Below are 13,520 nucleotides of genomic sequence, written 5' to 3' on the forward strand. Positions count from 1 at the left end.
CAGAAGGAGGCGTCCCGATGTCCGAGGACGAGCCACCGCCCGCCTTCACCCCCACCAGGCGCACCGTGCTCAAGGCCGGTGCCGCGGCCACGGCGACCACCTCGCTGCCCGCGTGGCCGCGGGCCGCGCTCGCCGCGGCCGACGGCACCGTCCGGATCTCCCTGCGCGTCAACGGGACGACCCACGAGCAGGTCCTCGAACCGCGGGTGACGCTGCTCGACGCCCTGCGCGAGCGCCTGGGGCTGACCGGCACCAAGAAGGGCTGCGACCGCGGCGAGTGCGGCGCGTGCACCGTGCTCGCCGACGGGCGGCGGATCAAGTCCTGCCTGACGCTCGCCGTCATGCAGCAGGACCGCGAGATCACCACCGTCGAGGGCCTCGCGGACGGCGAACCGCACCCCGTGCAGGCCGCCTTCCTCCGCCGCGACGCGTTCCAGTGCGGCTTCTGCACACCGGGCCAGATCATGTCGGCCGTCGCGTGCGTCGCGGAGGGGCACACCGGGTCCGACGACGAGATCCGGGACTGGATGAGCGGCAACCTGTGCCGCTGCGGCTGCTACCCCAACATCGTGGCGGCCGTTCGCGACGCCGCGGAGGAGATGACCTGAATGGACTCGTTCGCCTACTCACGCCCCGACCGGACCGAGGACGCCGTCGCCCTCGGCACCGCGCCCGGCTCGCGCTACGTCGCGGGCGGCACCGACCTGCTCAACCTCATGAAGGACGGCGTGCAGCGGCACGACCGCCTGGTCGACATCAACTCCCTGCCGCTGACCGACGTGCGGGTCTCCGACACGCTCGTCCGCCTCGGCTCCCTGAGCCGGATGAGCGACGTCGCCGCGCACGGCGAGGTCGTCCGCAGGCTGCCCGCGCTGGCGCAGGCGCTGCTGGCGAGCGCGTCGCCCCAGGTGCGCAACATGGCCTCCCTGGGCGGGAACCTCCTCCAGCGCACGCGGTGCTGGTACTTCCGCGACCCCGCCATGCCGTGCAACAAGCGGGACCCCGGCAGCGGGTGCGCCGCGCTGGACGGGGTGAACCGGTGGCACGCCGTCCTCGGCGGCAGCGACCACTGCATCGCGGTCCACCCGTCCGACCTGGCCGTGGCCCTCACCGCCCTGGAGGCCACGGTGCGCGTCGTCGGCGCCGACGGCCCCCGCGAGATCCCCGTGGCGGAGTTCTACCCGCCGCCGGGCGACACCCCGCACGTGGAGTCCACCCTGCGGCCGGGTGAGCTGATCACCGGCGTGGACGTGCCCGTGACGGAGCTGGCCCGGAGTTCGCGGTACCTGAAGGTCCGCGACCGGGCGACGTTCGAGTTCGCCGTGGTCTCCGTGGCCGCCGCCGTGCTGCTGAGCGGCGACGTGGTGCGCGAGGCGCGCCTGGTGTTCGGCGGGGTCGCGCCGCGGCCGTGGCGGTCGCGCGAGGCGGAGCGGGAACTCGTCGGCAGGCGCCTGGACGACCCGGCGATCAGCGCCGCCGTCACCGCGCTGGTGCGCGACGCCGTGCCGCGCGAGCACAACGCCTTCAAGGTGCCGCTGCTCCAGCGCGCCACCACCGACGTCCTGCGACGGTTCAGGAGGACCCGATGAGCCCGTCCGTGGTCGGTCGACCCCTCACGCGGGTGGACGGCATGGCCAAGGTCACCGGGGCCGCCCGGTACGCCGCCGACGCCGACGTGCCGGGCGTGACCCACGCCGTCCTGGTGACGAGCACCGTCGCGCGCGGTCGCGTCACCGCGCTGGACACCGCCGCGGCGCAGGCCGCTCCCGGTGTGCTCGGCGTCGTCACCCACCTGACCATGCCCCGGCTCACCGTGCCCGGCCCGACGGCGGCCTACCTCAAGCGGTTCCTGCCCGTGCAGGACGACGTGGTCCGGCACGCGGGCCAGCCCGTGGCGGTCGTCGTGGCGGAGACCCTGGAGCAGGCGCGGCACGCCGCGACCCAGGTCCGGGTGACCTACCGGGCGGAACCGCCGCGGGTCGTGCTCGCCGACTCGATGGGCGAGGCCTACGTGCCACCACCGGGCAACGACGGCCCCAACGACTACCAGCGCGGCGACGTCGCGGCCGGGTTCGCCGCCGCGGACGTGGTGGTCGAGACCGCGTGCACGACCCCGTTGCAGCACCACAACGCCCTGGAGCCGTCGGCGACGGTGGCCGAGTGGACCGGCGACCGGCTGACCGTGCACGAGTCCACGCAGGGCATCACCAACACCCAGAACGCGCTGGTGCAGGCGTTCGGCCTGCCGAGGGAGAACGTCCGGGTCGTCACGCCCCACGTCGGCGGCGGGTTCGGCGCCAAGGGACCGGTGTGGCCGCACACCGTGCTCGCCGCGGCGGTCGCCCGGCAGGTCGGCAGGCCCGTCAAGCTCGTCCTGTCCCGCGCGGACACCTACACCTCCAACGGCCACCGCGCCGAGACCCGGCAGGCGCTGCGCCTCGGGGCGACCCGCGACGGCGGGCTGACCGCGGTCGAGCACGTCGTGACGCAGCAGGTGTCGCGCACGGAGGAGGCGCTGTTCAACAGCTCCGAGCCCACCCGGATGCTCTACGCCTGCCCGAACGTGCGCTCCACCCAGCGCGCCGTGCGCCTGGACCTGGCCACCGGCAGCTTCGTGCGGTCACCGGAGGCGGCGACCTCCCACGCGCTGGAGTCCGCGATGGACGAGCTGAGCTACGCGCTCGGCGTGGACCCGGTGGAGCTGCGGCTGCGCAACTTCTCGGACACCAACCAGGAGACCGGGGTCCGGCACGGCAGCAACCACCTGCGCGAGTGCTACGAGGAGGGCGCGCGCCGGTTCGGCTGGTCGCGCCGCGACCCCCGGCCGGGGTCCACCCGCGACGGTGCCGAACTGGTCGGCCTCGGCATGGCCACGGCCGCGCACACGGCCGGTGGGCGTCCCGGTTCCGGGGCCACCGTGACGATCTCGCTCGACGGCACCGCGACCATCCGCTCGGGCACGCAGGACATCGGCACGGGCACCCGCACGGTCATGGGCCAGGTCGGGGCCGAGGTGCTCGGCCTGCCCGCCCACGACGTCACGTTCCTCCTGGGCGACACGGACTTCCCTCCCGCGTTCGCCTCGGCGGCCTCGGCCACCGTGCCGAGCGTCGGCAGCGGTGTGGTCAGGGCGGCCACCGCGGCCCGCGAGCAGGTGGTCGCCGCCGCCGTCGCCGACGGGGGAGGGCCGCTGCACGGTGTGCCGCCGGAGCGCGTCAGCACGGCCGACGGGTACCTGTTCGTGGCCGACCAGCCCCGGCGGCGGGTCTCCTACCGGGACGTGCTGCGCCGCCTCGGCAGGCCGGTCGAGGTCACCAGCAACCCGGTCCCGGTGCCGCTGGCCTACTCGGTGGGCGCGGTGTTCGTCGAGGTGCGCGTCGACCCGGTGGTGGGGCGGGTGCGCGTCCGCAGGGTCGTCGGGGTCTTCGACACCGGTCGGGTCCTGAACCGGCAGACCGTCCGCAGCCAGGCCATCGGTGGGGCGGTCTGGGGCATCGGGTTCACCCTCACCGAGCACACCCTGGTGGACCCGCACCTCGGCCGGGTGCTCACGCCGAACCTGTCCGGCTACCTCGTGCCGGTCAACGCCGACGTGCCGGAGGTCGACGTGAGCTTCATCGACCGGCCGGACCCGGCCAGCCCCGCGCTCGGCGCCCGCGGCTTCGGCGAGACCCCGATGACCGGCGTCACCGCCGCCATCGGCAACGCCGTGCACCACGCCATCGGGCGCCGGATCACCGACCTGCCCATCACCCAGGACAAGGTCATCGCCGCGCTGTCCGAACAGAACTGAGGAATCCTCTAGAACGAGTTCTATCAAAAGGAGATTATTCCGGTCCCGTGATGGCATCGCCGCAGTTCAACAGTAGTAGGACCGGGGTCGGCGCAGGGAGGTGGGCCTTGAGATAAACGAGAACAGATTCTAGTGTGACCTGGGTAACGCTCCGGCCTGAGGTGATCCGGGGGAGGCGTGGTGAGCGGCGACATCCAGTACGGCTACTTCGGCGGCGCCGCGTTCCGCCAGGTCGGCCGGATGTCCTCGCTCGCCTGGGACGTGCTGCGGATGATCCCGCGCAGACCGTTCCAGTTCAAGGAGGTCGTGACGCAGGCGTGGTTCTTCGCCAGCGTCACGGTCCTGCCGACGGCGCTGGTCTCCATCCCGTTCGGCGCGGTGATCGCGCTCCAGCTCGGCGCGCTGACCAAGCAGATCGGCGCCCAGTCGTTCACCGGCGCGGCCAGCGCGCTCGCGATCATCCAGCAGGCGAGCCCGCTGATCACCGCGCTGCTCGTCGCGGGCGCGGGCGGTTCGGCGATGTGCGCGGACATCGGCGCCCGCAAGATCCGCGACGAGATCGACGCGCTGGAGGTCATGGGCGTCTCCGCGACGCACCGGCTGGTCGTGCCGAGGGTGTTGGGCGCGATGGTCGTCGCGGTGCTGCTCAACGGGGTGGTCAGCGTCGTCGGCGTGCTCGGCGGCTACTTCTTCAACGTGGTCGTGCAGGGCGGCACGCCCGGTGCCTACCTGGCCGGCTTCAACGCGCTCGCCCAGCTGCCCGACCTGTGGATCAGCGAGTTCAAGGCGCTGCTCTACGGGTTCGTGGCGGGGGTCGTCGCCGCCTACCGGGGCCTGAACCCGCCCGCGGGCCCCAAGGGCGTCGGGGACGCGGTCAACCAGGCCGTCGTCATCACGTTCCTCCTGCTGTTCCTGATCAACGTCGTGCTGACGGCGATCTACCTCGGCGTCGTCCCGGCGAAGGGCACGTGATGGCGCGGGCCCGGTCGCGCTCCACGCCGTTCGACGCGCTCGAAGGGCTCGGCCACCAGCTCGCCTTCTACGGCCGGGTGATCGCCTGGGTGCCCGCCACGCTCGTCCGCCACCCCAGGGAGACGCTGCGCCTGCTCGCCGAGGTGACCTTCGGCAGCGGGGCGCTCGCGATCATCGGCGGCACGCTCGGCGTGATGATCGGCATGACCCTGTTCACCGGGATGATCGTGGGGCTCCAGGGCTACGCGGCGCTCAACCAGATGGGCACCGCCGCGCTCACCGGGTTCATCTCCGCCTACTTCAACACCAGGGAGGTGGCGCCGCTCGCGGCGGGGCTCGCGCTGTCGGCGACCGTCGGGTGCGGGTTCACCGCCCAGCTCGGCGCGATGCGGATCTCCGAGGAGATCGACGCGCTGGAGGTGATGGGCGTGCCCAGCGTGCCGTTCCTGGTCACCACGCGGGTGATCGCCGGGCTCGGCGCGGTGGTCCCGCTCTACGTCGTCGGCCTGCTCTGCTCCTACCTAGCGTCCAGACAGGTGACCGTGCTGTTCTACGGTCAGTCCGCGGGCACCTACGACCACTACTTCACGCTCTTCCTGTCCCCGCAGGACGTGCTGTGGTCGTTCCTGAAGGTCGTGGTGTTCGCGACCGTGGTGATCCTGGCGCACTGCTACTACGGCTACCACGCCACCGGCGGACCGGCGGGCGTCGGCGTCGCGGTCGGCCGGGCCGTGCGCGCGGCGCTGGTGCTCCAGATGCTGCTGGACTTCTTCCTCAGCCTGGCGATCTGGGGCGCCACCACGACGGTGCGGATAGCCGGATGAGCACCAGGCTGCGGCACCAGGCGCTGGGCGTGGCGTTCCTGCTCGTCGCCGCGCTGTTCGTCGCGGGCTCGATCGGCGTGTACCGCAAGGTGTTCACGTCGGTCGTGCTCGTCAGGCTGGAGGCGACCGGCGTCGGCAGCCAGCTCCAGCGCGGCGCCGACGTCAAGATCCGCGGGGTCGTCGTCGGCGAGGTGCGGGCCGTGCGGGCGACCGGCGGCGCGGCCGTGCTCGACCTCGCGCTGCGGCCGGACCGGGTGGACCTGATCCCGGCCAACGTCGCCGCGCGGCTGCTGCCGAAGACGCTGTTCGGCGAGCGCTACGTGGCGTTGCAGGTCCCCGAGCGGCCCTCGGCGGCCCGCCTCGCCGAGGGCGACGTGATCGGCCAGGACCGCAGCAGCGCCGCGATCGAGGTCGACCGGGTGCTGGCCGACCTCATGCCGCTGGTGCAGGCCGTGCAGCCGCAGAAGCTGTCCGCGACGCTGACCGCGATGTCCCGTGCGCTGGACGGGCGCGGCGCGCGGCTGGGCGACACGGTCGTGCGGCTGGACCGGTACGTGGCCGCGCTCACCGCGTCCATCCCGGACCTCAACGCCGACGTCACCGCGCTCGCCGACGTGGCCGAGGACTACGCCGGCGCCGCACCGGACCTGCTGGGGGCGCTGGCCGACCTGACGACGACCAGCCGCACGCTCGTCGAGCAGCGGGAGAACCTGCTGGAGCTGTACGGCACGCTCACCACCACGGCGATCGACCTGGAGAACTTCCTGCGGGTCAACCGGAACAACCTGATCAACCTCAGCGCGACCGCCAGGCCGACGCTGGAGCTGCTCGCCCGGTACGCGCCCGAGTACCCGTGCGTGCTCAAGCAGCTCGCGGAGTCGGTCGACCGGGCCGACTTCACCTTCGGCAAGGGCACCGAGCACCCGCAGATCGGCAAGTTCACCCTGGAGATCACCACCAGCCGCGGCAAGTACCTGCCCGGCGTCGACACCCCGCGCTACGACGACAAGCGCGGCCCGCGCTGCTACGACCCGGTCGAGCCGCCGGGCAAGTTCCCCCAGTACCCGCCGGGCGGCCCGGTGCTCGACGGGTCCACGAAGCCGTCCGCCGTCGGCGCGCCCGCGCTGGCGAACTCGCCGGAGGAGCAGAAGCTCGTGGGCCTGCTGGCGGCGGCGGAACTGGGCGTGGTGCCGGAGGAGGTGCCGAGCTGGAGCGCGCTGCTGCTCGGCCCGCTCTACCGAGGGGCGGAGGTGGAGCTGCGGTGAACGCCTTCCGGCCCGCGCTGGTGAAGATGGTGGTCTTCGCCGCCGTGACGATCACGCTGACCTGGGTCCTCGGCGCGACCATCGCGAACTTCGGCGGCGGCGGCACGTCCTCGTACACCGCCAGGTTCACCGACGTCGTCGGCCTGAACGTCGGCGACGACGTGCGGATGTCCGGGGTCCGGGTGGGGCGGGTCACGTCGATCGCCGTGGCGGACCGGACGCTCGCCGAGGTCGGCTTCGAGGTCGAGGAGCGGCGGGTGCTGCCCGCGAGCGTCTCGGCGGTGATCAGGTACCGCAACCTCATCGGCCAGCGCTACGTGGCGCTGGACGTCGGCGTCGGCGACGTCGGCGTCGGCGACGTCGGCGCCACCCTGCCGCCCGGCGGGGCGATCCCGCTGGAGCGGACGCGGCCCGCGCTGAACCTCACGGTGCTGTTCAACGGGTTCAAGCCGCTGTTCCGGGCGCTGGACCCCGAGCAGGTGAACACGCTGTCCCACGAGATCATCCAGGTGTTGCAGGGCGAGGGCGGCACGGTCGACAGCCTGCTCGCGCACACCGCGTCCCTCACCACCGCGCTGGCCGACAAGGACGCGGTGATCGGGCAGGTGATCGACAACCTGAACACCGTGCTCGGCACCGTCAACGCGCGCGGCCCCGAGCTGTCCGGGCTGATCGTCCAGGTGCAGCAGCTCGCGACCGGCCTCGCCGAGCAGCGCGCGCCGATCGGCGAGGCCATCGGCGCGCTGGGCGAGCTGACCGGCACCACCGCCGGGCTGCTCACCGACGCGCGCCCGCCGCTCAAGGACGACATCGCGGCGCTCGGCCTGCTGTCCACCACGCTCGACGACAGCGAGCAGGTGATCGACGAGCTGCTGGTCGGCCTCCCCGGCAACCTCCAGGCGTTCACCAGGACCGCGAGCTACGGGAGCTGGTTCAACTTCTTCCTGTGCCGGATGTCCGGGACCGTCGGCATCTCCTCGCTCGGCGTCGAGGTGCCCATCGCCCCCCTGCCCGCGACGAGGATGCCCGAGAGGTGCGGCCCGTGAAACCCCTGCGAGATCGTGACCAGGCGCGCGTGGGGATGGCGACGCTCGCCGTCATCGCGCTCGGCGCCACCGTCGCCTTCAACCTCGACGACCTGCCGCTGATCGGCGGTGGCGTGACCTACCGGGCCTACTTCAGCGAGTCGGCCGGGTTGGCGTCGGGCAACGAGGTCCGCGTCGCAGGCGTCAAGGTCGGCGAGGTGACCGGGGTCGGCCTCGCGGGCGACCAGGTCGACGTCGTCTTCCGGGTGCGCGACACCTGGCTGGGGGACCGGACGTCGGCGTCCATCGGCATCAAGACGCTGCTGGGGGACAAGTACCTCGACCTCGCCCCGGCCGGTGGCGCCCCGCTGGACCCGGACGTGGTCATCCCGCGCGAGCGGACCCTGGCGCCGTTCGACGTCTCCGAGGCGGTCGGGCAGCTCTCGGACACGGTGAGCCGCATCGACACCGACCAGCTCGCGGAGAGCTTCGAGGTCGTCGCCGAGGCGTTGGCGGACACCCCGCCGCACCTCAGGAGCGCGCTCGACGGCCTGTCGTCGCTGTCGAGGACCATCTCCTCGCGCGACGAGCAGCTGGTCGACCTGGCCGCGAACGCGAGCCGGATCAGCGGGACCCTGGCCGACCGGGACGGCGAGCTGCGCAGGCTGATCTCCGACGGCACCCTGCTGCTCGGCGAGCTGCGACTGCGCCGCGAGGCGATCAGCGCCCTGCTGACGGGCACCCGGACGCTCGCCGACGAGCTGCGCGGGCTGGTCGCCGACAACACCGCCCAGCTCACGCCGACGCTGGAGCGGCTCGACCGGGTCACCGCGGTGTTGCAGCGCAACCAGGACAACCTCAGCGCCGCGCTGGCGTCCATGGCGCCGTTCGTGCGGGTGTTCGGCAACACCGTCGGCAACGGGCGCTGGTTCGAGGGCTACCTGTGCGGCCTGCTCCCACCACCGATCGTCACGGACGTGGTGCAGGTCAACCCGGAGGGCTGCCTCCCGCCGCTCGCGGCGGGTGTCCGATGAGGACGGACGGGGGCCGCGACCTCGGCAGGTGGCTCGCGCTGGGCTGCGTGTTCGCGCTGCTGGCCGCCGGAGCGCTGTGGTGGGTGCGGATCGGGTCGACCGGCAGGCGCGTCACCGCCGTGTTCGACAAGGCCGTCGGCGTCCACACCGGATCGGCGGTGCGGGTGCTCGGCGTCCAGGTCGGCCTGATCACCGGCGTCCGGCCGCGCGGCGGGCAGGTCGACGTGGACATCCTGGTGGACCGCGACGTCCGGGTCCCCGCCGACGTCCGCGCCGTCGTCGTGGCACCCAGCCTGGTCAGCGACCGGTACGTGCAGCTCACGCCCGCCTACCGCGACGGCGCTGAGCTGGCGCCGGGCGCGGGCATCCCCAGGGAGCGCACCGCCACCCCGGTGGAGCTGGACTCGCTGTACGGGAGCCTCAACGACCTCTCGACCGCGCTGGGACCGAACGGGGCCAACGCCGACGGCGCGCTGTCGGACCTGCTCGACGTGGCGGCGGCCAACCTCGACGGGAACGGGCAGAACCTCAACGACACCGTCACCCGGCTCGCGGAGGCGGCGTCCGCGCTGGACAGGTCCAAGGGCGACCTGTTCGCCACGGTCGACAACCTGCGCGACTTCACCGGCGCGCTGGCCGAGAGCGACGGCCAGGTCCGGGAGTTCAGCGGCCGGGTCGCCGACGTGTCCACGTTCCTCGCGGCCGACAGCGAGCAGGCCGGTGCGGCGCTGGCGTCGCTCGCCCTCGCGCTGACCGACGTCCAGGGCTTCGTGGAGCAGAACCGGGAACTGCTCCAGTCCACCGTCAGCAGGCTCACCGGCGTCACGAAGGCGCTCGTCGACCAGCGCGGCGCGCTGGCCGAGGTGCTCGACATCGCGCCGAACGCGGCGTCCGGGCTGCTGAACGCCTACGACGAGGCGTCCGGCACGATCGCCGTGCGCGCCAACCTCAACGAGCTGACCTACCCGCCGGTGCTGATGGCGTGCAAGCTGCTCCGGCTCACCACGCCGAAGCAGGTGCCGGACGTGCTGGCCTCCGCGTGCGAGCAGCTCGCGCCCGTCCTGGACGGGGTGGTCCGGCTGCCCTCGGTCGCCGAGGTGCTGGCCGCCGTCCAGCAGGGCACGCTGCCGCCGCTCCCGCTGCCCGCCATGGAGGTCTGGTACCGGGGAGCGGACCGGTGACGGCCCGGCGGTGGTGCCTGCTCGCCGTGCTGGCGCTCGGCGGGTGCTCGGGCGGCCTCTACGACGTCCCGCTGCCCGGCGGAGCCGACCTCGGCGACCGCCCGTTCCGGATCACCGCGGAGTTCGCCGACGTGCTGGACCTGGTGCCGCAGGCCAGCGTGAAGACCGCGGACGTGGCCGTCGGCCGGGTCGAGCGGGTCGAACTGGCGCCGGACAACAGGACCGCGCTGGTCACCGTGGCGGTCAACGGCGACGTGCGGCTGCCCGCGAACGCCTCCGCGAACCTGCGCCAGTCGAGCCTGCTGGGGGAGAAGTACGTCGAGCTGGGCGGGCCGAGCGGTGAGGCCGCTCGGGGCGAGCTGACCGACGGCGCGGTCATCCCCCTCAGCCGCACCAACCGCAACCCGGAGATCGAGGAGGTGCTGGGCGCGCTGTCGCTGCTGCTCAACGGCGGGGGCGTCGCCCAGATCCGCGACATCGTGGCGGAGCTGAACGCGGCCATGTCCGGCAAGGAGCCGCGGATCCGCTCGTTCCTGTCCACGATGGACACGTTCGTCGGCAACCTCGACGGGCAGAAGGAGGAGATCACCAGGGCGATCGACGGCCTCGACCGGCTGTCCGGGACGCTGGTGGCGCAGACCGGCGCCATCACCACCACGCTGGACCACCTGGCCCCCGGCCTCCAGGTGATCACCGAGCAGCGCGGCGAACTCGTGACGATGCTGCGGTCGCTGGACGAGCTGTCCGCGGTCGCCGTCGACACGCTGAACCGCGGCCGCGAGGACGTCGTCGCCGACCTGCACGCGCTCGTGCCGATCCTGCGGCGGCTGGTGGAGGCGGGCGACAGCCTGCCGAAGGCGATGACCACGATCGCCACCTACCCGTTCACGCCCTACGCGGCGAACGCCGTCAAGGGCGACTACTTCAACTCCGACGTCCGGCTCGACCTCGACCTGTCGAACCTGGTGGAGAACCTGGCCTCGTCGAACCGGCCGCTGCTGCCCCTGCCGCCGCTGACGAGCGTGCCGGGGCTGACCGCGCCCGCGCCCCCGACCGCCCCGCCGGTGCTCGCGCTGCCGGGGTTCCCCTCCCTCGCCCCGACCGTCGGCGGGCTGGCGGGCGTGCTCGAAGGGCTGCTGGGAGGTGGCGGGTGACCAGCCGCCGGACCAGGGTGCAGCTGCTGCTGCTCGTCGTCATCGCCGTGGTGGGGCTGACCTACACGGGCGCGGAGTACGCCGGGCTGGACCGGCTGCTCGGCGCGCGCGGCTACGTCGTGACCGCGCGGTTCACCGACTCGGGCGGCATCTTCGTCAACGCCGAGGTCACCTACCGGGGCGTGACCGTCGGCCGCGTCACCGAGCTGCGGCTCACCGACCGGGGCGTGGAGGTGGACCTCGACGTCGAGCCGTCCGCGCCGCCGATCCCGGCGTCCGCGCGGGCGCTGGTGGCGAACCGGTCCGCGATCGGCGAGCAGTACGTCGACCTCGAACCGGACGACGAGCACGGCCCGTTCCTCGGGCAGGGCTCGGTGATCGCGCTCGACCGGACGGCCGTCCCGCCCAGCCCGGAATCGGTGCTGACCAACCTCGACGCGCTCGTCACGTCGGTCCCCACCGACTCGCTGCGGACGGTCGTGGACGAGCTGCACGCCGCGTTCACCGGGGCCGGGGAACCGCTGGGGCGGCTGCTGGACAGCGCCGACTCCCTCACCGGCGCGGCGGTCGACCACCTCCCGCAGACGATCGGGCTGCTCGCGGACGGCCGCACGGTGCTGGAGACGCAGCGGGCCGAAGCCGCGAACATCGCCGCGTTCGGCCAGGGGCTCGCCCGGATCTCCGCCCAGCTCAAGGAGTCCGACCCGGACCTGCGCGCGGTGATCGGCCGGGCCCCGGCCGTGGCCGCGCAGGTCGACGACGTCCTGCGCACCTCGGGCACCGACCTCGGCGTGCTGGTGGCGAACCTGCTCACCACGACCCAGATCACCACCAGCCGCGCGGACGCCATCGAGCAGGCGCTCGTCGTCTACCCGATCGTCGTGGCCACGACCCGCACCACGTCACCGGACGGCACCGGCCACCTGGGCGCGGTGCTCAACTTCTTCGACCCCTTGTCGTGCACCAGGGGCTACGAGACCACCGCCCAGCGGCCCGCCGACGACGTGACCGCCGTCCCGGCCAACGGCCAGGCCTACTGCGCGGAGCCGCCGAACAGCCCGATCAGCGTGCGCGGCGCGCAGAACGCCCCGGTCGCCGGGACACCCCGGCAGCTCCCGCCGCCGGAGCCGCCGCGGGAGCCCCGGCTGCCGGGCGTGCTCGGCTCGCCGGACACCAGGCCCTCGCCGACGAGCCTGGCCGAACTGCTCGGGCTGGGGGAGTGGTGAGGCTGTTCGCGGCGCTGGCCGCCGTCGGGGTGCTCGGCGCGGCCTGGTTCGGCTGGTCGTGGTGGCAGGCGGGCCACGGCGACGCCCAGCGCTTCGCGCTGACCCGCGACGAGGTGCTGCGCCAGGGGGAGCAGCGGCTGGTGGTGCTGAACACCGTGGACCGCCGCGATCCCGTGGAGGTGCAGCGGTCCTGGCAGTCGGTGGCGACCGGGCGGCTGCTGGACCAGCTGACCCGCGACCGCGAAGCGCACGTGCGGGACATCGGGGCGGCGAGGACCGCGACGGCGGTGACGGTGCTCGGCGCGGCGGTGACGTCGCTGGACGTCCACTCCGGGCAGGCCGGGCTGATGGCCGTGCTGGAGGTCGGTGTCACGCCGGAGGGCGGGCCGACCACGGCCAAGCGCACCAGGTTCGACGTGGACCTGACCAGGTCGGGGGACCAGTGGCTGCTCAGCTCGGTGCGGGTCGTGGGGTACGGCGGATGAGGCGGGCCTCGACGCTGGGTGTGCTGGCGGCGGTCGTGGTCGCCAGCGCGGTCGCGTCGCTGTGGTTCGGCCTGGCCGCGGACCGCCTGCGCCAGAGCCCGTGGGCCACCAACACCGCGCTGGTCGACGCCTCCGCGACCAGGGCGGTCGTCGACGAGGTCGGCGCCGCCGTGCGCTCGGTGTTCTCCTACGACCACGGCAACACCGACGCGACCGAGCGCTCGGCGCGCCAGGTGCTGGCGGGTGAGGCGGTCGAGCAGTACACCGCGCTGTTCGGCGAGGTCCGGCAGCGGGCCGTGGAGCAGCAGGTCGTGTTCACCACCGCCGTGCGCTCCATCGGCGTGGTCGAGCTGGTGGGCGACCGCGCGCGGCTGCTCGTGTTCGTCGACCAGCAGACCCTGCGATCGGCCGACAACGAGCACTCCTCGCGCGCGGGCCAGCTCGACGTGCGCGCGGAGCGGCTGGGAGGGCGCTGGCGGATCACCGCGATCACCGTGCTGTGACCTGGGGGGTCGCGCTCCGGGGTCGGTCCGGGGGGTGGAACCGCGCCTAGGGGTTTGT

The 13,520-nt window shown here is 73.4% G+C and carries 13 protein-coding genes; all 13 read left to right on the forward strand.

Features of this window, described 5'->3' with window-relative positions:
- Nucleotides 1–17 precede the first annotated feature (17 nt).
- The 13 genes from AC156L_RS27495 to AC156L_RS27555 all read left to right on the forward strand — a co-directional run bounded on the left by AC156L_RS27495 (nucleotide 18) and on the right by AC156L_RS27555 (nucleotide 13,462).
- Nucleotides 18–608, forward strand: a complete 591-nt coding sequence (locus tag AC156L_RS27495; protein ID WP_330875280.1) for a (2Fe-2S)-binding protein — start codon at nucleotides 18–20, stop codon at nucleotides 606–608.
- Complete coding sequence (locus tag AC156L_RS27500) at nucleotides 609–1,589, forward strand: FAD binding domain-containing protein (protein WP_330875281.1); 981 nt, start codon at nucleotides 609–611, stop codon at nucleotides 1,587–1,589.
- On the forward strand, nucleotides 1,586–3,793 hold the full coding sequence (locus AC156L_RS27505; RefSeq protein ID WP_330875282.1) for a xanthine dehydrogenase family protein molybdopterin-binding subunit: 2,208 nt from the start codon (nucleotides 1,586–1,588) through the stop codon (nucleotides 3,791–3,793). Before AC156L_RS27500 ends, AC156L_RS27505 begins: the two co-directional genes overlap by 4 nt.
- A 240-nt stretch (nucleotides 3,794–4,033) precedes the next feature.
- On the forward strand, nucleotides 4,034–4,765 hold the full coding sequence (locus tag AC156L_RS27510; RefSeq protein ID WP_330875313.1) for an MlaE family ABC transporter permease: 732 nt from the start codon (nucleotides 4,034–4,036) through the stop codon (nucleotides 4,763–4,765).
- Nucleotides 4,765–5,589, forward strand: coding sequence for an MlaE family ABC transporter permease (locus AC156L_RS27515; protein WP_330875283.1), 825 nt, complete (start codon nucleotides 4,765–4,767; stop codon nucleotides 5,587–5,589). Before AC156L_RS27510 ends, AC156L_RS27515 begins: the two co-directional genes overlap by 1 nt.
- Nucleotides 5,586–6,854 carry an MCE family protein gene (locus AC156L_RS27520; protein ID WP_330875284.1) on the forward strand — a complete coding sequence of 423 codons (1,269 nt, stop codon included), beginning with the start codon at nucleotides 5,586–5,588 and terminating at the stop codon, nucleotides 6,852–6,854. The genes AC156L_RS27515 and AC156L_RS27520 overlap by 4 nt, the downstream gene beginning before the upstream one ends.
- On the forward strand, nucleotides 6,851–7,900 hold the full coding sequence (locus AC156L_RS27525) for an MCE family protein (RefSeq protein WP_330875285.1): 1,050 nt from the start codon (nucleotides 6,851–6,853) through the stop codon (nucleotides 7,898–7,900). Before AC156L_RS27520 ends, AC156L_RS27525 begins: the two co-directional genes overlap by 4 nt.
- Nucleotides 7,897–8,913, forward strand: coding sequence for an MCE family protein (locus tag AC156L_RS27530; protein ID WP_330875286.1), 1,017 nt, complete (start codon nucleotides 7,897–7,899; stop codon nucleotides 8,911–8,913). Before AC156L_RS27525 ends, AC156L_RS27530 begins: the two co-directional genes overlap by 4 nt.
- Complete coding sequence (locus tag AC156L_RS27535; protein ID WP_330875287.1) at nucleotides 8,910–10,094, forward strand: MCE family protein; 1,185 nt, start codon at nucleotides 8,910–8,912, stop codon at nucleotides 10,092–10,094. The genes AC156L_RS27530 and AC156L_RS27535 overlap by 4 nt, the downstream gene beginning before the upstream one ends.
- Complete coding sequence (locus tag AC156L_RS27540; RefSeq protein WP_330875288.1) at nucleotides 10,091–11,248, forward strand: MCE family protein; 1,158 nt, start codon at nucleotides 10,091–10,093, stop codon at nucleotides 11,246–11,248. Before AC156L_RS27535 ends, AC156L_RS27540 begins: the two co-directional genes overlap by 4 nt.
- The gene (locus AC156L_RS27545; RefSeq protein ID WP_330875289.1) at nucleotides 11,245–12,474 is read left to right on the forward strand and encodes an MCE family protein; all 1,230 of its coding nucleotides are present in this window, start codon (nucleotides 11,245–11,247) and stop codon (nucleotides 12,472–12,474) included. The genes AC156L_RS27540 and AC156L_RS27545 overlap by 4 nt, the downstream gene beginning before the upstream one ends.
- A complete protein-coding gene (locus tag AC156L_RS27550; RefSeq protein WP_330875290.1) occupies nucleotides 12,471–12,959 on the forward strand; it encodes a hypothetical protein in 489 nt (162 codons plus the stop codon). The genes AC156L_RS27545 and AC156L_RS27550 overlap by 4 nt, the downstream gene beginning before the upstream one ends.
- Nucleotides 12,956–13,462 (forward strand): hypothetical protein, encoded by a 507-nt coding sequence (locus AC156L_RS27555; protein WP_330875291.1) that lies wholly within the window; start codon nucleotides 12,956–12,958, stop codon nucleotides 13,460–13,462. Before AC156L_RS27550 ends, AC156L_RS27555 begins: the two co-directional genes overlap by 4 nt.
- Nucleotides 13,463–13,520: the final 58 nt, after the last annotated feature.

It is taken from the genome of Umezawaea sp. (assembly GCF_057122925.1).

Coding starts and splice junctions, on each gene's coding strand:
- AC156L_RS27505 (WP_330875282.1), top strand. CDS start 1,586: ATGAGCCCGTCCGTGGTCGGTCGACCCCTCACGCGGGTGGACGGCATG.
- AC156L_RS27555 (WP_330875291.1), top strand. CDS start 12,956: ATGAGGCGGGCCTCGACGCTGGGTGTGCTGGCGGCGGTCGTGGTCGCC.
- AC156L_RS27520 (WP_330875284.1), top strand. CDS start 5,586: ATGAGCACCAGGCTGCGGCACCAGGCGCTGGGCGTGGCGTTCCTGCTC.
- AC156L_RS27510 (WP_330875313.1), top strand. CDS start 4,034: ATGTCCTCGCTCGCCTGGGACGTGCTGCGGATGATCCCGCGCAGACCG.
- AC156L_RS27495 (WP_330875280.1), top strand. CDS start 18: ATGTCCGAGGACGAGCCACCGCCCGCCTTCACCCCCACCAGGCGCACC.
- AC156L_RS27500 (WP_330875281.1), top strand. CDS start 609: ATGGACTCGTTCGCCTACTCACGCCCCGACCGGACCGAGGACGCCGTC.
- AC156L_RS27515 (WP_330875283.1), top strand. CDS start 4,765: ATGGCGCGGGCCCGGTCGCGCTCCACGCCGTTCGACGCGCTCGAAGGG.
- AC156L_RS27535 (WP_330875287.1), top strand. CDS start 8,910: ATGAGGACGGACGGGGGCCGCGACCTCGGCAGGTGGCTCGCGCTGGGC.